General features: G+C 70.9%; 8 protein-coding genes. 3 read left to right on the top strand and 5 right to left on the bottom strand.

Annotated features, from left to right (window positions below; genetic code table 11):
* Nucleotides 1-144 precede the first annotated feature (144 nt).
* The gene (locus tag ACFXHE_RS06795) at nucleotides 145-1,203 is read left to right on the top strand and encodes a hypothetical protein (protein ID WP_379380618.1); all 1,059 of its coding nucleotides are present in this window, start codon (nucleotides 145-147) and stop codon (nucleotides 1,201-1,203) included.
* On the opposite strand, the gene ACFXHE_RS06790 is transcribed toward ACFXHE_RS06795, so the two are convergent.
* Nucleotides 1,154-1,480, bottom strand: a complete 327-nt coding sequence (locus tag ACFXHE_RS06790) for a hypothetical protein (protein WP_040857932.1) — start codon at nucleotides 1,478-1,480, stop codon at nucleotides 1,154-1,156. The two genes, ACFXHE_RS06795 and ACFXHE_RS06790, sit on opposite strands and share 50 nt — an antisense overlap.
* Nucleotides 1,481-1,675: 195 nt before the next feature.
* On the opposite strand from ACFXHE_RS06790, the gene ACFXHE_RS06785 reads away from it, so the two are divergent.
* Complete coding sequence (locus ACFXHE_RS06785) at nucleotides 1,676-2,011, top strand: RNA polymerase-binding protein RbpA (RefSeq protein WP_040857934.1); 336 nt, start codon at nucleotides 1,676-1,678, stop codon at nucleotides 2,009-2,011.
* A 165-nt stretch (nucleotides 2,012-2,176) separates the two neighbouring features.
* Nucleotides 2,177-2,380, top strand: coding sequence for a hypothetical protein (locus ACFXHE_RS06780; protein WP_379380616.1), 204 nt, complete (start codon nucleotides 2,177-2,179; stop codon nucleotides 2,378-2,380).
* On the opposite strand, the gene ACFXHE_RS06775 is transcribed toward ACFXHE_RS06780, so the two are convergent.
* From ACFXHE_RS06775 to lnt, 4 genes are all read right to left on the bottom strand, one after another.
* Complete coding sequence (locus ACFXHE_RS06775; RefSeq protein ID WP_379381389.1) at nucleotides 2,374-3,156, bottom strand: ABC transporter permease; 783 nt, start codon at nucleotides 3,154-3,156, stop codon at nucleotides 2,374-2,376. The two genes, ACFXHE_RS06780 and ACFXHE_RS06775, sit on opposite strands and share 7 nt — an antisense overlap.
* Nucleotides 3,157-3,248: 92 nt before the next feature.
* The gene (locus tag ACFXHE_RS06770; RefSeq protein WP_379380614.1) at nucleotides 3,249-4,241 is read right to left on the bottom strand and encodes an ATP-binding cassette domain-containing protein; all 993 of its coding nucleotides are present in this window, start codon (nucleotides 4,239-4,241) and stop codon (nucleotides 3,249-3,251) included.
* Entirely contained in the window at nucleotides 4,238-17,890 is a 13,653-nt protein-coding gene (locus ACFXHE_RS06765; RefSeq protein ID WP_379380612.1) for an amino acid adenylation domain-containing protein, read from the bottom strand. The genes ACFXHE_RS06770 and ACFXHE_RS06765 overlap by 4 nt, the downstream gene beginning before the upstream one ends.
* Nucleotides 17,891-18,295: 405 nt before the next feature.
* Nucleotides 18,296-19,855 carry an apolipoprotein N-acyltransferase gene (lnt, locus tag ACFXHE_RS06760; protein ID WP_379381388.1) on the bottom strand — a complete coding sequence of 520 codons (1,560 nt, stop codon included), beginning with the start codon at nucleotides 19,853-19,855 and terminating at the stop codon, nucleotides 18,296-18,298.
* Nucleotides 19,856-19,939 lie beyond the last annotated feature (84 nt).

Genomic DNA, 19,939 nt, shown 5'->3' with positions numbered 1-19,939 from the left:
TCGGTTGCGCGACAACGGCGTTCGCGGCCCACGCAGAACAGCCCCGGCTCATACCGCCGGGGCTGTTCTCATACCCGGGTACTACGTGCCCACCCCACCGCCGGGGGACGTGGCGGGCGGCCGCACGGACCTAGCGTCACCGTCATGACCACGCTCGACCGTCCGCCGCTCGCGCCGTTCACCCCCGCCGTCCCCGCTCGCCGGCTGCACGGCCCCCTGCTCATCACCACCGCGGCCATGGCGACCCTCGCGGTGTTCTCCCTGGGTGTCATGGCCTTCGACGACCGCATGCTGCTGGGCGAATCGGTGTGGCTCAAACCGCTCAAGTTCGCCATCGCCATGGTCCTCTACTGCGGCACCCTGGCCTGGCTGGTGTCGTTCCCGCACCGCGGGCAGCGGCTGACCTGGTGGATGGGCGCCCTCTTCGCCGCCACCGCCATCGTGGACGTCGGCTTCGTGGTCGTGCAGGCCGCGCGCGGCACCTTCAGCCACTTCAACACCCAGCACGACGCGGTCAACACCATCGGCCAGTGGGTGTTCATGACCGGCGTGCCCGGACTGTTCCTCGCGAATCTGGTGATCGCGGTGACCCTTTCGTGGCAGCGCGTCACCGACCGGCCCACCTCGCTGGCCATCCGCGCGGGCCTGGGCATCGCGGTGTTCGGCATGGCGCTGGGCTACACCATGGGCTTCAGCGGCGAGCAGCAGACCACCGACGCCTACGGGCACCCGGTCCGGCTGGGCGCGGGACACACCTTCGTCAGCGGGCAGCCCGCCGTCCGCGACGGTGTCGAGGGCATGCCGATCACCCACTGGAGCACCGCGGGCGGCGACATGCGGATCGCGCATTTCGCGGGCTTGCACGGCATTCAACTGCTCATCGTGGCGGCCATCGTGCTGGCCCGCCTCGCCCCGGCCGTGACATGGCTGCGCACCGAGCGCACCCGCACCCGGCTGATCGGGGTGCTGGCGCTCGGTTACACCGCTCTGGTGGCGCTGCTGATGTGGCAGGCGCTGCGCGGGCAGCCGGTGACCCGGCCCGACGGTGAAACGCTCACCGCCCTCGGCCTTGTCGCCGCCGTCACCGCGCTCGGCATCGGCATCGTCTGCGCACTGAGCGTGCGCGCCCTGCCCGCCGGCCGCCACGCCGCGGTCAGCGCAGCCGTTCCGCCTCGCGCGTCAACGCCACCAATGTCGCGGTGAGATCGGCCAGTTCGATCATCTCGGCGCCCTCCGCGACCGCCGTGGCCACGTCCTCGGCGGCGCAGCGGGCGGCGAACCAGCGATCGGACAGGTCCGAGACCTCCTGGGCACTGAGCACCACCGAATCCTCGGGAATGCCGGTGCCCTTCACGCTGTTTCGATGTTCGTACGCCCGCTGGCGGCACGATTGCCGGCAGTACCGCCGGCGGCGTCCGATCTCCGATTCGGCGATCTCCCGCCCGCACCATTGGCAGCAGGACAGCACGCGTCGAGACATGGTCCGTCACATTAGCGGTTTGCGGCCGCGACCGGGCGGAAGGGCACGCCGCGACGGAGCGGGCGCGCCGGACGAGTAGGATGGCAGGGTTCTCCCACGGGAACCGACACGTGCGCGGCTGCGTTGACAGTAGGTAGCGCAGCTGCAGAAACACTGATGTAGAACATTGCCGACAGGCGAGAAGGGACCGCACTCATGGCAGATCGCGTACTCCGGGGGTCTCGGCTCGGAGCGGTGAGCTACGAGACCGACCGCGACCACGACCTGGCGCCGCGTCGGATGGCGCGGTACCGCACCGACAACGGCGAGGAATTCGACGTTCCCTTCGCCGACGACGCCGAAATCCCTCCGACCTGGCTGTGCCGCAACGGCCAGGAGGGCATCCTGCTCGAGGGCACCACTCAGGAGCCCAAGAAGGTCAAGCCGCCCCGCACCCACTGGGACATGCTGCTGGAGCGTCGCAGCAAGGAGGAGCTCGAAGAGCTCCTGCAGGAGCGCATGGAGCTGCTCAAGACCCGCCGCCGCGGCTGAGCACAGCGACAAAACGGGAAGGGCCCCGCACCACACCGGTGCGGGGCCCTTCCCCTGCCCGGGGTCAGCCCGGTGAGCCGTGGTGGGCGGCAAGGAGATTGGCGACCAGCTCCCGGCGGGTGTGCACTCCGGACTTCTCGAAGATGGACTTCAGGCTGCTGCACCGTGAACGGCGACACCACCAGGGCGGCCGCGATCTGCCGGGTGGAGTTGCAGGCACAGCACACCCCAGCAGCTGTCGGCGACCCGCAGTCCGTCGCCCGTCCTCAGGGGCGCGAGGATGTCGCGGTAGCGGGCACCGTCGTGCGGGCTGCCGTGGGCGGCGTCGAAGAGGGAGCGGTCGGCGCGCTGCCCGCGCCGGCTCAGTGACTGGCCACCTTCCGGTACTGCAGCAGGGCGATCGGCACCGAGATCGCCAGGATGGCCAGCGAACAGTAGACGGAGTACTCGACGCAGTGGTCGGCGGGCCAGCCGGTGGCCGGTTTGAACGACGGCGGGGAACCGTTGTCGAAGAGCTTGCGCCCGGCCGCCGACACCGCGGTGATCGGATTCCAGGCGGCGACGGTGCGCAGCGGGCCGGGCAGCGTCTCCCCGGAGATGAAGGCCGAGGAGATGAAGGTCAGCGGGAAAAGCCAGATGAGACCGGCGCTCTGGGCCACCTCGACGCTGGGCGACATGAGCCCGGTGATCGCCCCGACCCACGACATGGCGAACGCGAACAGCAGGATCACCCCGAACGCCAGCACCGCGTCGATGATCGACCCATTGATCCGCCAGCCGACCACGTACCCGCAGACCACCATGACCGCCAGCGCCAGAATGTTGACCACCAGGTCCGACAGGGTGCGGCCCATCAGCACCGCCAGCCGCGACATGGGCAGCGTCCGCATCCGGTCGATGATGCCTTTGTGCAGGTCGTTGGCCAGGCCGACGGTGGTGAACGCGGCGTTGAAAGCGACTGTCTGCGTGAAGATTCCGGCGAGCAGGAACTCCCGGTACTGGCTGCCGCCCAGGGACGCGCCGAAGATGTAGGCGAACAGGAACACGAACATCAGCGGCTGGATGGTGGCCGTCACCAGCAGGGTGGGCACCCGCAGGATGGTCAGCAGGTTGCGGTAGGCCACGATCGCCGAGTCGCGCACCACCCGGGGTAGCAGCATGAGGGGTCCCTCGATGCGGGGGCGGCCCTGTTCCTCCTCGGGTGGCGCGGGCGCTTCCGGTTCGGCGGGGAGGGTCGTCACGACAGGATCTCCTCTTGGACAGACTCGGGGGCGGGGACGTCCGGCTTGCGTTCGCCGGGTTTGCCGGTGAGGGAAAGGAATACGTCGTCGAGGGTGGGCCGCTCCACGACGGCGTCGACCACGTGCACCCCGGCGTCGTCGAGGCGGCGCAGCGCCTCCACCATGGTGCGGCTGCCGTCGCCGACCACCACGGTGACCGTGTCGGCGCCCTCGTCGAATTCGGCTTCGCCGATGCCCACCTCACCCAGCACCTGCTGGGCGGGGGCGGGATCCTGGCCGGGCGCGAGGGTGACGGTGAGCTTGTCGCCGCCGATGGACGTCTTCAGTTCGTCGGCCGACCCGCGGGCGATGACCCGCCCGCGGTCGATGACGGTGATGCGGTCGGCGAGGAGGTCGGCCTCCTCCAGGTACTGGGTGGTGAGCAGCACGGTGGTGCCGTCGTCGACGAGTTCGCCGATGACACGCCACATGTCGAGGCGCCCGCGCGGATCCAGGCCGGTGGTCGGCTCGTCCAGCACGACCACCGGGGGCCGGCACACCAGCGCCCCTGCCAGGTCCAGCCGGCGGGCCATACCGCCGGAGTAGGTGCCCGCCCGCCGCCCGGCGGCGTGGTCGAGGCCGAGGGCGGTGAGCAGTTCGGTGGCGCGTTCTGCGGCCCGCTTGTGGTTCATGCCGTACAGCCGGGCCACCATGCGCAGGTTCTCGAATCCGGACAGGTTGGCGTCGATGGCCGCGTACTGGCCCGACAGGCCGATCCGGGTGCGAACGCGGGCCGGATGCTTCAGCACGTCCACTCCCGCGACATGCACCGAGCCCGCGCTCGGGCGTAGCAGGGTGGTGACGATGCGGACCGTGGTGGTCTTGCCCGCGCCGTTGGGCCCGAGCAGGCCCATCACCGTGCCGGACGGGATCTCGAGATCGATACCGTCCAGCACCCGCACCTTGCCGTAATACTTCACCAGCCCTTGGACTTCCACGGCCAGACTCATCGCATACCCTCCCGCCGGGCTCGGATGGCTGCCAGCTGATCCCGCAACACCGGCCCGATGACGGCGAGGGATTCGGGCGTTGTCATGCCGGCGTGCGTGCAGCGCACCAGCTGGTCGTGCACCGCACCGGTGACGTAGGGCTGCCAGGCCGCGGCACAGCGGTCCGGGTCGGCCCGGTTGATCTCGTCGTCGGCGGCGGTGAAGAACAGCAGATCACCGTCGAAGACCCGGGGCCGGAACCCGTGCGCCTGCGCCGCGCCGTTCTCGTATCCGGTGTAGAGCCGTTCCAGGTGCTCGACGGTGAGCGCCGCGAACGGCCCGGATCGCCCGCGGAGCAGTTCGGCCGCCTCGGTGAGCGTCATGCGCGAATCGATGTCGGCGTCACCACCGAGCAGGTCGGAACCGAATTCGGCGACCACGGCCGCCACCGACGGCACCGCCTCCTCGAGCCACCGATCCGACAGCTGGTAGCTGTCCATCATGGCCAGCAACGCGACCTCGTCACCGGCCTCCTGCAGCTGCACGGCAATCTCGTGGGCGATGAGCCCGCCCAGCGACCAGCCCAGCACCTGATAGGGGCCGGTGGGCTGCACCGACTTCATGTGCGCCACATAGTGTTTCGCGGCCTCGGCGATGGTGCGGTGACTGTCCTCCCCGGCCACGTGCGGGGCCTGCAGGCCGTACACGGGCCGCTCCTGCGGCAGATGCGACAGCAGCCCGGCGAAGCACCAGGACAGGCCGATGGCCGGATGCACGCAGAACAGCGGCGGCACACCGGAATCGGCGACCGCACGCAGCGGCAGCACCGCGCCCAGGGCCGCGGTCAGCGCGGCGCCCGCGTCACCCTCGGCGGCGGCGAGCCGCCCGGCGATGGCGGCCGGGGTGGACTCGCCGAACATGGCCTGCACGGGCAAGTCGATGCCGCCCGCCCGCAGCTGGGCCACCACCTTGGTGGCCAGCAGCGAGTTGCCGCCGAGCTCGAAGAACCCGTCGTCGGCGCCGACCTGTTCGACGCCCAGCACGTCGGCGAAGGCCGCGCACAGCGCCTCCTCCAGCGGGGTGGCGGGGGCACGGTAGCCCTCGCGGGCCGCGAACACCGGTTCCGGCAACGCCTTCCGGTCGAGCTTGCCAACCGGGGACAGCGGCACCCGGTCCAGCAGCATGATCGACTGCGGGACCATGTAGTTGGGCACCAGCTCGGCCACGTGCGCGTTCAGCTCGGCGGTGGTGGGCGCGGTTCCGGTGCGCGGCTTCACATACGACACCAGCGCGGTGGAGCCGGCCGGGGTGCGGTGCCCGATGGTGGTGGCGAACTCCACCTCCGGGTGCTTGGCCAGCGCCGCGTCGATCTCGCCGAGTTCGATGCGGAAGCCGCGGATCTTGACCTGGTGGTCGGTGCGGCCGACGTACTCCAGATCCCGTGCGCCGCCCGCGCTTTCGAGCCAGCGGACCAGGTCGCCGGTGCGGTACATGCGCTCACCGGGCTTGCCGAACGGGTTGGCCACGAAGCGCTGTGCGGTCAGACCCGGGCGGCGTAGGTAACCGCGCGCCAGCGCCGCGCCGGCCAGGTGCAGTTCACCGGTGACCCCGGCCGGGGCCGGGTGCAGGCGCGTGTCGAGCACGCTCGCGCCGACCCCGCGGATGGGTCCGCCGATGGTGATCTGCCCGCCGGGCGTCATGGGGTGCGAGATCACCGTGACGATGGTGGTCTCCGTCGGCCCGTACACGTTGTAGAGCCTGCGGCCCGGGGCCCACCGGCTGACCAGGTCCGGGGGCAGCGCCTCACCCCCGACCAGCACATGCCGCAGTGCGGTCACGCCGGCCGGATCGACGGTGCCCAGCGCCGAGGTGGTGATGAAGGCGTGGGTGATGCCCTCCTCGATGAACACCTGCCCCAGTTCCTGCCCGCCGACCACACCCTGCGGGCTGATCACCAGGGTGGCGGCCCCGCCGAGAGCGAGCAGCAGGTCCAGCATGGCCGCGTCGAAACTCGGTGTGGCGAAGTGCAGGACCCGGCAATCGGGGCCGACATCGAAGCGCTGCGCGGTCTCGGCGGCGAAGTTGGACAGGCCGCCGTGGGTGACGACCACGCCCTTGGGGATGCCGGTGGAGCCGGAGGTGTAGATGACGTAGGCCGGGTTGTGCATGCGTAGCGGCACGATGCGTTCGGCGTCGCGGATCGGCGCGTCGGAAGTGGCGAGGACCCGACGCCGGAACGACGGCGCGTCCAGCATCGTCCAGTTGGCCCCGTCGGGCATGCGCTCCCGATAGCCGGACAGCGTGATGCCCACGGCCGCACCGGAATCCAGCAGCATGTGGCTGATGCGCTGCTCCGGATAGTTCGGGTCGACGGGCACGAACGCGCCACCGGCCTTGGCGATGGCCAGCATCACCGCCACTGATTCGGCCGAACGCGGAATCCCCATGGCGACCAGGGTTTCCGGGCCCACGCCGTAGCCGATGAGCACCCGGGCCAGCCGGTTGGTCCAGCGGTCCAGAGCGTCGTAGGAGATCTGGGTGCCGTCCGAGCGGACCGCGATGCCCGACCGGTTGAGGTCGACCGCGGCCTCGAACACCTCCGGGAAGGTGACGGGCAGGCCGGGCTCGGTGCCGCGGACCGGCGCCAGCGCCGACCATTCGGCCGAGTCCAGCACGTCCAGATCGCCGACGGCGGTAGCCGGATGCGTGGCGGCCGCGGCCAGCAGGCGCACGAACCGCTGTGCCAGCCGCTGCGCCGTCGCCGCCTCGAACAGGTCGGAGGCGTAGTTCACCGACACCGTGATGCCGTCGGGTTCGCGGCGCGGCGTCCAGGATTCGGTGAGGGTGAACTGCAGGTCGAACTTGGCGATGCCCGGGTCGGCGTCGTCGGCCTCGATGCGCATGGCCGGCAGCTCCAGCACCCGCGCGGGCTGGTTCTGTACCGAGAGCATGACTTGGAACATCGGGTGATGCGCCTGGGAGCGCACCGGATTCAGCACCTCGACCAGGCGCTCGAACGGCACGTCGGCGTGGGCGAAGGCCTCCAGATCGGTGTCGCGGACCGCGCGCAGCAGGTCGCCGAACGCGGCGCCGCCGTCGATGCGGGTGCGCAGCACCAGGGTGCCGACGAACATGCCGACCAGGCGGTCCAGCGCCGGATGTCCGCGTCCCGCAATGGGTGTGCCGACCGTGATGTCGTCGTCGTGCGTCAGGCGATGCAGCAGTGCGACGAGTGCCGCGTGCAACACCATGAACATGGTGACGCCGTGTTCGGCTGCCAGCGCCTGCAATTCGCGGTGGGTGAAGGCGTCGAGCTTGCACTCCACCGTGCCGCCCCGGTAGGTCGGCACCGGCGGCCGCGGCCGGTCGGCGGGAACGGAGAGCCGTTCCGGGATGCCGTCGAGAGCGTGCCGCCAGTAGTCGAGCTGGCGGCTGATCACCGAGTCCGGATCGTCCTCGCGGCCCAGCACATCCTGCTGCCACAGCGTGTAGTCGGCGTACTGGATGGGTAGTTCGGGCCATTCCGGGGTCTGCTTGCCGGTGTGCGCCCGGTAGGCGGCGGCCACATCGGCGGCCAGCGGCTGCAGCGACCAGCCGTCCATGGCGATGTGGTGCACGACAAGCACCAGCACATGTTCGGTCTTGCTGCCGGTCAGGCGCAGCAGGGCGGCGCGCACCGGCACGCTGGTGGCCAGGTCGAAACCGCCGGCGGTGACGCGGCGGATCTCGCCGGGCACCTCGTCCGCGGCGACCGTCCGGACCGGCAGGCCGACCGCCCCCTCGCCCGGCTCCAGGATCCGCTGGCAGGGTTCGCCGTCGATCTCCGGGAAGACGGTGCGCAGGGTCTCGTGACGGTCCTGCACGGCGTGCAGGGCCGCGCGCAGTGCCGGGATGTCCAGCTCACCGTGCAGGCGCAGGGCGACCGGAACGTTGTAGGCGCCCAGCGCTTCTCCGTGCTCGCCGGCGTTGAACTTCTCCAGGAACCACAGCCGCCGCTGGGCCGCGGAGAGCGGGATCCGCGCGGGCCGGGTGCGCCGGCGCGGTTCCGGCCGCAGATCCGCCGAGGAGGATCCGGCGTCCAGGGCCGCGGCGAGTCCGGCCACGGTGGGCGCGGCGAAGACCGACCGCACCTCCAGCCGCACCCCGGTGACGGTGGCCAGCCGGGCCACCAACTGGGTGGCCAGCAGCGAGTTTCCGCCGACCTCGAAGAAGCTGTCGTCCGCGCCCAGGGCCTCGGCGCCGACCAGCTCCCCCATCACCTCGGCGACCAGGCGTTCGGTGTCGGTCTCCGGTTCCCGCGAGACCCCGGCGACGACGGCCGTGGGTTGCGGCAGCGCGTCGCGGTCGAGCTTGCCGACCGGGGTGAGCGGAATGTGGTCGAGCAGAGCAAGAGCGCTGGGCACCATGTGCGCCGGCAGGTGCTCGGCGCAGTGCGCGCGCAGCTCCTCGAGATCGGGTGCGGCGGCGAGGTCCACGGGCAGCACGAACGACACGATGCGGCGCGCGCCCGCGATCTCGCGAACCTCGGTGTGGGAGAAGCGGATCGCGCGGTGGGCGGTGAGCACGCCGTCGATCTCGCCCAGCTCGATACGGAAACCGCGCAGCTTCACCTGGTGGTCGCTGCGGCCCAGGTAGACGATGTCGCCGTCGCCGGTCCAGCGCACCACATCGCCGGTGCGGTAGAGGCGCGAGCCCGCCGGGCCGTACGGGTCCGCGACGAACCGGGCGGCGGTGAGATCGAACCGCTCGAAATAGCCGCGCGCACAACCCTGTCCGCCGATGTACAGCTCGCCGGGCACGCCGACCGGGACCGGGCGCAGGCGCTCGTCCAGGACCACGGCGCGGGCGCCGCGGACCAGGTTGCCGATGGTGATGGGCTCGCCGACCCGTAGCGGCGAGGAGATGGTGACCACGATGGTGGTCTCCGTCGGGCCGTACACGTTGAACATCAGGCGGCCGGGGGCCCAGCGCGCCACCAGTTCCGGTCCCAGGGCCTCGCCGCCGACCATGATCGCGCGCAGGTGCGGCAGCGGCCAGCGGTCCCGGTCGATGGTCGCCAGCGCGGCCGGGGTCATGAAGGTGTGGCTGACCTGTTCGCGTTCCATGAGCTCGGCCAGTTCGTCGCCGCCGTACACGTCGGGCGGGACGATGACCATGGTCGCGCCCGCGCAGATCGCGAACAGCAGGTCGTAGACGGAGGCGTCGAAGCTCGGGGACGAGAAGTGCATGATCCGCGAGTCCCGGTCGACCCGCGCGCGCTCGCGGACCTCGTCGGCGAAATTGGACAGGCCGCCGTGGGTGACGGCCACGCCCTTGGGTTTTCCGGTCGAGCCGGAGGTGTAGATGAGGTACGCCAGATCCGTGGTCCACAGAGTGCCGGTGCGCTCGGCATCGGTGATCGGCCCGTCGTCGAGGACCTCGAGCTCGTCGAGCAGTACGGCGTCGTCGAGCAGCAGCCACTCCACGGTGTCGGCGCCGCCGGCGGCGGGGAGCCGGTCGGCGTGCTCGGTCATGCTGACACCCACCCGGCAGCCGGAGTCGGCGAGCATGTGCTGCACCCGGTCCGCCGGATAGTTGGGGTCCACCGGAACGAACGCCGCACCGCACTTGGTGACGGCCAGCGCCGTCAGCACCGACTCCACCGACCGGGTCAGGCCCAGCGCGACCCGGTCACCCGGGCCCAGGCCGCGGTGGATCAGGGCCCGCGCCAAGCGGTTCGAATACACGTCGGATTCCAGGTAGGTGAGCTCGGTGTCGTCGAGTCGCAGGAACACCCGGTCGGCATGGAGGTGCGCGGTGGCCGCGAAGTAGGCGGCCAGGCTGCACTGCGGCTCCGGCGCGGGGCCCCAGGCCGGGGTGAGCATGTCGTGCTCGAGTTCGGTGCGCGCGTCGATGTCACGCACGCGCACGTGCGCGTCGGCGGTGACGGCGCCGAACACCTTGACCAGGCGCTCGGCCAGGATGCCGACCGTCGACTGGTCGAAAAGCTCTGCGGCGTAGACGAATTCGAAGGCCCGCCGGTCCTCGCCCGCGCCGGGCAGCACCCGCAGCTCCAGATCGAACTTGGCCAGCGCGATATCGAGTTCCTCGGCCTGCAGCGACAATCCGGGCAGCCGCAGCGCGGGCACCGGGGTGTCCTGCACGGTCAGCGCGACCTGCAGCAGCGGGCTCGCGCCGTAGCGGCGCTGCCCCGCGTCCGCGGACTGCAATTCCTCCACGACCCGCTCGTAGGGCACCTCGGCGTGCGCCATGGCGGCCAGTTCGGTGTCGCGGTCGGCCTGCAGCAGTTCGGCGAAGCTGCGGTCGGGGTCCACATCCGAGCGCAGGATCAGCGTGTTGACGAACATGCCGACCAGATCGTCGAGGCGGGTGTCGGTGCGCCCGGCCACCGGGGTGCCGACGATCACGTCGCGGCCGCCGGTGACCACGCGCAGCAGCACCGCCAGCGTGGAGCGCAGCACCATGAACACGCTGACGCCGTGTGCCCGGGCGACCTCGGCCAGCCTGCGCTGCACGGCTTCGGGCACCTCGAACCGTACCGACCCGGCCCGTTGGGTGGGTTCGGCCGGGCGGGGCCGGTCGTAGGGTAGCGGCAGTTCCCCGGGCAGCTCGGCCAGCGCGGTACGCCAGTAGGCCAGCTGGGTGGCGGCGGCGCTCTCGGCGTCGTCCTCCGTGCCGAGAATCTCGCGCTGCCAAAGGCTGAAGTCGGCGTACTGCACCGGCAGCGGCGTCCAGGTGGGCGCCGCGCCGCCGTGGCGGGCGGTGTAGGCAATGGCCAGGTCCCGGGTCAGCGGGCCCAGCGACCAGCCGTCGGCGGCGATGTGGTGCAGCGCGATGCCGAGCAGGTGCCGGCGGGTTCCGGTGCGCAGCAAGGTCATCCGCAGCGGGATCTCGCGGGTCAGGTCGAAGCCGCGGCGCGCCAGGGAGCGCAGGGCGTGGCGCGCGCCGACCTCGTCGGTCTCGACCACGTCCAGCACCGGCAGGCACCGTGCGGTGTCCAGCACGACCTGGTAGGCGCCCTGGGTGTCCTCCGGGAAGACGGTGCGCAGCACCTCGTGGCGCTCCGCCACGTCGGCCAGCGCCGCCCGCAACGCGTCGATGTCCGGATCGCCATCGATCCGCAGCACGAATGCGATGTTGTAAGCGCTGGATTCGGGGGAATATCTGTTGAGGAACCACAGTCGCTGCTGCGGCAACGACAGTGGCACGCGCTCCGGGCGCGGCGTATGCACAGCCAGCGCTACACGCTCGGCCCGGGGCGCTTCCGCCAGCCGTGCGGCCACCCCGGACACCGTCGGCAGCTCGAAGATGTCGCGCACCGGCAACTCCACCCCGAACTCGCTGTGCAGGGCCGAGGTCAGGCGGGTGGCCAGCAGCGAGTTGCCGCCGATCTCGAAGAAGTTGTCGTCCGCACCCGGCGTCAGGCCGCCCAGCACACTGCCGAAGACCAGCGCGACCTGTTGCTCCAGTTCGGTTTCCGGTGCGCGGGTGGGCGCGGCGGCCACGAACTCCGGTGCGGGCAGCGCCTTGCGGTCCAGCTTGCCGGCCGGGGAGACCGGTACGGCGTCGAGCACGGTGAGCGCGGCGGGCACCATGTAACCCGGCAGCCGGCCGCGCGCGGTCTCGAGCACCGCGGCCGGGTCGATGTCGGTGTCGGCGGTGAGATAGGCCACCAGGCGCGGGATTCCGCGCTCGTCGTGGTGAACGACGGTGAGCGCGAAGGTGACTCCCGGATGCGCGGCCAGCACGTGGTCGATCTCGCGCAGTTCGATGCGGAAGCCGCGGATCTTGATCTGGTCGTCGGCCCGGCCCAGGAAGCGCAGCTGTCCCGCCCGGTCGGCGACCACGAGATCGCCGGTGCGGTACATGCGTTCGCCGCGCCGTCCGTGCGGGTTGGCCGGGAATTGTTGTGCGGTCAGGCCGTGCCGGCCCAGGTAGCCGCGGGCCAGGCCGGGACCGGACAGGTACAGCTCGCCCGCCACGCCCGGCGGCACCGGGTGCAGGCGGCCGTCGAGCACGAACAGCCGCATACCGCGCACGGGCCCGCCGATCGGCACCGGCTGCCCCGCGAGCATGGGCCCGGTGGCGGTGGCGGCGACGGTGGCCTCGGAGGGGCCGTACATGTTGTGCATGCGCCGCGCCGGGCGGCCGGGCCGGGAATCCGCTGCGGTCCAGACCTCGACGAGGTCCTCGGGGCAGGCCTCGCCGCCGACGATGACGGCTTCCAGCTCCGGCAGGTCGGTGGCGGGCACGGTGGCCAGGGCCGCGGGCGTGACGAAGGCGTGCGTCACGTGCTCCTCGCGCAGGATGCGGGCCAGCTCGTCGCCGCCGAAGACACCCGCGGGCACCACCACGATGGTGGCCCCGGCCGCGAAACCGAGCAGCAGCTCCAGCACCGACGCATCGAAGCTGGGCGACGAGAAGTGCAGGGTGCGAGCCGAATCGGTGACCTTGAACAGGTGCATCTGCTCGTGCGCCAGCGAGGCGATGCCCGCATTGGTGACCACCACGGCCTTGGGCTTGCCGGTGGAACCGGAGGTGTAGATCAGGTAGGCCGGGCCGCCGATGCGCAGCGGGTGGTGCCGGTCCGCGTCGGTGACCGGGGTGTCGGGGAACTGCGCGCACTCCTGCGTGAGCTGCTCGGAGCCGAGCAGCAGCCAGTCGACGTAGCTCTTGCGGTGGCGGCCCCGATTTCCGGGCCAGGTGGTCGGCATGTTCTCGCGCCGTTCGGCATTGGTGATGCCGAGCATGGCGCCGGAATCGGCGAGCATGTGGGCGATGCGGTCGGCCGGATAGTCGGGGTCGACGGGCACGTACGCGGCACCGGTCTTGGCCACCGCCCACACCGCGAGGATGCTCTCCAGGCTGCGCGGCAGCGCGATTGCCACCACCACCTCCGGGCCCGCGCCGTGCTCGATCAGCACCCGCGCCAGGCGGTTCGAGCGTTCGTCGAGCTCCCGGTAGGTGGTGTCGACGCCGAGGTAGCGGACCGCGACCGCGTCGGGCACCCGCTCGGCGGTGTCGCTGAGCAGCCGGGCCAGGGTGATGCTGGGCACGGCGGGGGAACCCACGATGGGCACCAGCTTCGCGATCTCCCGGACGTCCAGCAGCGGCAGGTCGCCGACCGGGGTGGACGGGTCGGCAACCGCGGCGGCCAGGAGCGCGCCGAAGCGCCGCGCGATGGCCTCCACCGTGGTCCGGTCGAAAACGTCGGCGGCATAACCGAATTCGGCGGTCAACCCGGCGTCCTCGGCGGGGATGCCGGCGGGTTCCTGGACGGTCAGCTGCAGATCGAACTTGGCGACGTCGGTGGCCAGGGGCACCACCTCGGTCTCCACGCCGGGCAGGTCGACGTCCAGCTCGGGGTTGCTGTCGTAGGACAGCATCACCTGGAACAGGGGGTGGCGCGCGGCGGAGCGCTCGGGATTGACCACCTCGACGAGCCGCTCGAACGGCACGTCGGCATTGGCGAAGGCATTGAGGTCGGTTTCGCGGACCTCGGCGAGCATGCGGTCGAAGCCGGCGGCCGGGTCCACCCGGGTGCGCAGCACGAGGGTGTTGACGAACATGCCGACCAGATCGTCGAGCGCCGGATCGCTGCGCCCGGCGATCGGCGTGCCGATCACGATGTCGGTGGTGTTGCACAGGCGCGCGAGCACCGCGGCCAGCGCGGCGTGCAGGACCATGAAGGTGCTGACCCCGCGTGCGGCGGCCACCCCGGCCAGGGCCCGGCGGGTCTGCGCGGAGATGTCGAACTCGACGGTGCCGCCGGCGGTGCTGCGGTGCCGCGGGCGGGGGCGGTCCAGCGGCAGGTCCAGCTGGTCGGGCAGGTCGGCGAGCGCGGCGCGCCAGAAAGCAAGCTGCCGGGCCAGGGCGCTGGCCGGGTCGGCCTCGTCGCCGAGCAGTTCCCGTTGCCACAGTGCGAAATCCGCGTACTGCACCGGCAGCGGCGTCCACCGCGGCGCCGCGCCCTGGGCACGGGCGGCGACCGCGGTGATGATGTCGCGGCTCAGCGGGGCGATGGACCAGCCGTCGCCGCTGATGTGGTGCAGCACCACCAGGAACAGGTGGGTGTCGGGCCCGATGGCGTACAGCGCCACCCGGACCGGGGCCTGGCTGCGCAGATCGAAGCCGTACCCGGCGAATTCGCTCGCCAGCGCGACCGCGTCCTCGCCGGTGGCGTCGATGGGATCGAGGGTGAGCGGGATCTCCGAGGCCGGGTGCACCAGCTGGCAGGGCCCGTCGGGGGTGTCGGGGAAGGTGGTGCGCAGGCTCTCGTGCCGTTCCAGCACATCCACCAGGCCGGCCCGCAGTGCCGGAATATCCAGTGGCCCGGTCAGTTTCACCGCGAAGGCCATGTTGTAGGCCGCCGCGTGCTCGGCGAACCGGTTGAGGATCCACAGCCGCTGCTGGGCCAGCGACAGCGGAAGCTGTTGCGGCCGTTGCCCGGCCACCAGTTTCGGGGAGGTGTTCTCCGGCTCCACGGCCGAGAGCCGGGTGGCCAGCGTGGTGATGGTGGACGTTTCGAACAGATCGCGGATGGTGAGCGACGCGCCGAGGGCCGCGTTCACGCGCGCGACCGCCCGGGCGGCGGTCAGCGAGTTGCCGCCGAGGTCGAAGAAGCTGTCCTCGACGTCGAATTCGTCGGTGCCGAGCACCTCGGCGAAGATGCCGGTGAGCTGGTGTTCCATGGCGGTGCGCGGGGCGGCGACGGGCCGGGCCGGGCGGCGGGCGCCCGCATCGGGTGCGGGCAGCGCCTTGCGGTCCACCTTGCCGTTGGCGCTGAGCGGTAGTTCGTCCAGCACCATCAGATACGACGGCACCATGTAGCTGGGCAGGGTCCGGCGCAACATGGCCGTGAGGTCGGACACGTCGAGGTCGCCGACGCCGGGGGCGGGCACGACGTAGGCGATGAGCTCGTCCCCGCTGCGGCCGCGGCGGGCCACGCACACGGCGCGGGCGACGCGGGCGTCGGCCAGCAGGACGGCCTCGATCTCGCCGAGTTCGATGCGCAGGCCGCGCACCTTGATCTGGAAGTCGCTGCGGCCCAGGTATTCCAGGACGCCGGCGGTGCCGGTGCCACGCCAGCGCACCAGGTCACCGGTGCGGTACATGCGGGCGCCGGGGGTGAACGGGTTGGCCACGAAACGGTCGGCGGTGAGGGCGCCACGGCCAACATAGCCCCGGGCCAGCTGCACGCCGGCCAGGTACAGCTCGCCCACGACGCCCGGGGCGACCGGCTGGAGCCGGGCGTCGAGCACATAGGTGCGGGTGTTCCAGATGGGCGAGCCGATCGGGACGTCGGTGCTGCCCGGAGTGCAGTGCCAGGCGGTGACGTCGACGGCGGCCTCGGTCGGGCCGTACAGGTTGTGCAGCTGCGGCGCGTCGGCGCCGCTGCCGAGGGCGGCGTGGAAATCGGCGACGGTGGCGGCGGGCAGCGCCTCACCCGAGCAGAAGACCCGCGACAGTCCGGCGCAGCCCCGCACATCGGTGTCGGTGAGGAACACCGACAGCATGGACGGCACGAAATGCGCTGTGGTGACGCCCTTCTCGGTGATGATGCGGGCCAGATACGCGGGATCGCGGTGCCCGTCGGGGGCGGCGATGACCAGGCGGGCCCCGATCTGCAAGGGCCAGAAGAACTCCCACACCGAGACGTCGAAGGTGGCGGGGGTCTTCTGCAGCACCACGTCGGAGGAGTCGAGCGGATAGGCGTCCTGCATCCAGCGCAGCCGGTTCACGATGGCGGCGTGAGTGACGCCGACGCCCTTGGGCGTGCCGGTGGAACCGGAGGTGAAGATGACGTACGCGAGGTGGTCGGGACGTAGCGGCGCGGTCCGATCGGTATCGGTGACCGGGCGGCCCGGGTGCCGCGACACGTCCGCGGTGTCGATGTCGAATCGCGGTGCGGTGCCGGGCATCTCGAGCCTGTCGCGCGACGCGGTGAGCACGCACAGCGGCCGGGCCTGGTCGAGGACGGCCTCGACGCGGTCGGCCGGGTGGTCCGGGTCGATGGGCAGGTAGGCGGCGCCCGCCTTGACGATGGCGTACATGCCGACCAGCAGGTCGAGGCTGCGCCGGACGGCCAGGCCGACCAGGGTGTCGGGTCCCGCGCCGCGCGCGATGAGTTCGCGGGCCAGCCGGTTGGCGCGCTCGTCGAAGGCGGCGTAGGTGAGGGTCTCGCCCTCGAAGTCGAGCGCGACCTGATCGGCGGAGGCGGCGGCCCGATCGGCGAACAGCCCGGCCAGGGTGCCCTCCTGGCGGGCCACCTGGGTCGAATTCCATTCGTGCAGCACGCGTTCGCGTTCCGGATCGGTGAGCACCGGCATGTCGGCGACCGGTGTCTCCGGGTCGGCGGACACGAAGCGGGTCAGGTAATCCAGCAGCCGGGCGTGGTGCGCGGCGAGTTCGGCATCGCTGTAGAGGCGCGGGTTGGCCTCGAAGTCGATGTGGATGCGATCGCCGAGACCGTTGTACAGGTTGATCGACAGGTCCTCGACCGGGCCGGTGGACAGCACGTTGATGGCACCCATCAGGCTGCCGAACTTCAGCTCGCTGTGGAAGAGCATGAGGTTGACCATGGGGCCGAAGAAGCCGCGGGCGTCGCGCGAATAGCCGCAGTCGCGCCGGATGTCGTCGCTGCGATAGCGCTGGTGGCGCAGGGCGCCGGTGATCTGCAGCTCGACCGCGCGCACGGTGTCGGCGACGGTGTGGGTGTCGGTGAACTGCACGCGGATGGGCACCACGTTCGAGACCACACCGCTGGAACGCCGCAGCGCCACGGTGGTGCGCGCGGACACGGGCAGGCTCAGCACCACGTCCTGGGTGCCGGTGACGGCCCGCACGTAACCGGCCAGGGCGGCCACGAACAGCGCGGAGCTGTTGGAGCCGAACGCGGTCGCGGCGGCCTCGACGGCGGCCTGGGCGTCATCGGCGAGCACGCCGGTCGCGCTGCGGCGGCCGGCGTCGGACACCGCGGGCAGCATTCCATTGCTGGACAGGGTGATCGGCTCGCCGGCGCCGTCGAGCTGCTGGCGCCAGTAGTCGCTGTCGGTGACGAAGCGGCTGGTCTCCCGGTAGCGGTTCTCGTCGGAGTAGATGCTGGCCAGCGGGGTGGCCCGGGAGTCCGCCGGCTCGTCGTGGGCTTCGAGGGCCGTATAGATCTCCGCGGCGCGGGTGGTGGCGTTCATGGCGCCGTAGCCGTCGATGACGATGTGGTGGCCGCGGCTGTACCAGATCCAGTCCGAGTCGCCGACCCGCAGCACCACATTGGTGGTGAGCGGATCGTGTTCGATGTCGATGGGCGAGCTGGCGTGCTCGTTCATCCAGGCGAGGGCCGCGCCGCGCGGGTCGGTCTCGGCCCGCAGGTCGTAGCGGGCCCAGCCGGGCCGCCGGTGGTAGTCCACCAACTGGTGCGGCACCCCGTCGATCTCAAGCAGGCGCACGTGGCCGACTTGGCTCTCGGCGCCGTAGCGCTCGATGGCGTACAGCAGGCGGCCGACATCCAGGTCGCCGTGAATCTCGACGTATTGCGCGATGGTGAGGGGGATGTCGGGCCGGATGCGCTGGGCGTACCACAGAGCCGACTGCGCGGGAGAGAGAGCGAAAGGTTGAGCCGAGAATTCACCCGAAGAACATTGGTCGACACGGTCGGTGGCCAATGAACTCATCAAAAAACTCCGTTCTGCCGCTGTAGACGCAACTCCCCGAGCCCCGAAAATCGATCACGGTCCGCCCCGATGGCCCGGCGATCGCGCGCATGCGCGAGCCGTAGGACGTGATCCACGTCCTATGATTCGGAGCATCCCGCCGAGCGGATCGGTGGTGATCTCGAGTTGTCCGCAACGAACGGGCGTTGACGGCGCGAAGATTAAGTTCAGTTACCCCATAGCAAACCTCGCTAGGATCGCTTAACTCGCCTAAGGAAACCGCACGACCACAGACAGACCGGAGACTCCAACAAGCCATGGCAACGAACTGGCGAAACTGTCTCGCCGACGCGGGACGGCCCTCTCACGCGTGCCCGCGGGTAATACGCCGGAAAAGCCTCCGGGATCAGATCCGGTCGATCGGAGTCACGCGCGCAGTGCCCGACGCCGGATCAGCGCTGCCGCAGTGGCAGCAGCGGCCAGGATACACACGATCGCCTCGGGCACGGGCCCGAAACGAGTGGCAAATGTCGTATTGTTCCGCAACGGCAACGTCGCTACCAGCGCCGCAGGTTCGAATTGCGGCGTCTGCTGCCGGATCACGCCGTCGGCGGTGATCATGGCGCTGACACCGGTGGTCACCGAGACCACCACCGCGCGCCCGTGTTCCACCGCGCGCACCCGCGACATGGCCAGCTGCTGATAGGTCATCTCACTGCGGCCGAAGGTGGCGTTGTTGGACGGGACCGCGAGCAGCTGCGCGCCGGCGCGCACGGACTCCTCGAAGGCGCGGTCGAAGACCACCTCGTAGCAGGTGGCCACGCCGATGGCCACCGGCGCGCCGCCGGTGAACGGCTGGGCGTGCACCACGCCGTCGCCCGTACCGGGGACGAAATAGCCTGCGCGGTCCGCGTATTCGGAGAAGTGCCGGAAGAAGTTGCGGTACGGGAGGTATTCGCCGAAGGGCTGGATGATCTTCTTGTCGTGCCGCTCCCCCGGTCCGGCGTCGCCGTTCCAGACGATGACCGAGTTGGTGGTGGTGCGGTCGTCGTTGACGAGCACCGCGCCGACCAGGATGGGGGCCTTCACATCCTTGGACGCCTGCGAGATCTCCTGGGCCGCATCGGCATTGCGCAGCGGATCGATATCGGAGGAGTTCTCCGGCCAGATCACCACGTCCGGTTGCGGGGCCCGGCCGGCCGCGATGTCGCGGGCCAGTTCCTCGGTGCGCTTGACGTGATTGTCGAGAACCGCGCGGCGCTGGGCATTGAAGTCCAGGCCCAGGCGCGGCACGCTGCCCTGGATGGCGGCGACCGTGATCGGCCGGTTGCCGTCCTCCGGGCCGGGCAGCGCGGTCCGGAGGATCACTCCGGTGAGGGGAACTATAGCCACAAGCATTGCCGCAGCAACAATCCGGTTCCAGGATGTGGGACGGGTAGCCCCCGATCTGGGAGAATCCGAGGCGGCCGCGACCGGCTCACCACTAGCCTCCGCACCCGATGCGAAGCGGCGCAGCAAACTCACCGCGAGCCACGCCAGCCCGGTGCCGGTGAGCGCCACCGCGAAGCTCACCAGCGGCGCGCCACCCACCATCGCGAAGGGCAGATACCACCCGTCGGCCTGACCGAAAGCCAGTTTCCCCCAAGGGAACCCGCCGAACGGGAAACTGGCCCGCGCCCACTCGGTCAGCGACCACACGGTCGCCACCCACAGCGGCCATCCGGGCAGCGTCGCCACCCACCGCGTCAGCAGCCCGAACAAACCGACATACAGGGCGCACACGGTCGACAGCGCGAGCCACGGCACCGGACCGACATAGATCCCGGTCCACGGCAGCAGCGGCAGGAAGAACGCCAGCCCGGCCACGAAACCGAATCCGAATCCTCCACGCGCCCGGCAGGTTCCGCGCACGGCGAGGGTCAGCACGGCGATCCCGACCGGGGCCAGGTACCACAGTGTCCGGGGCGGGAAGCTCGCGTACAGCATCAGCCCGGCCACCGCCGCGGCCGGCAACCGCGTCAGCCACGGCCGTGCCGTCGCTACCGCGATCGCTCGCGCCGCCACCCCCGG

It is taken from the genome of Nocardia sp. NPDC059229 (genome assembly GCF_042754165.1).
Lineage (GTDB): Bacteria > Actinomycetota > Actinomycetes > Mycobacteriales > Mycobacteriaceae > Nocardia.
This window is presented reverse-complemented; position numbering and strand designations above follow the sequence as displayed.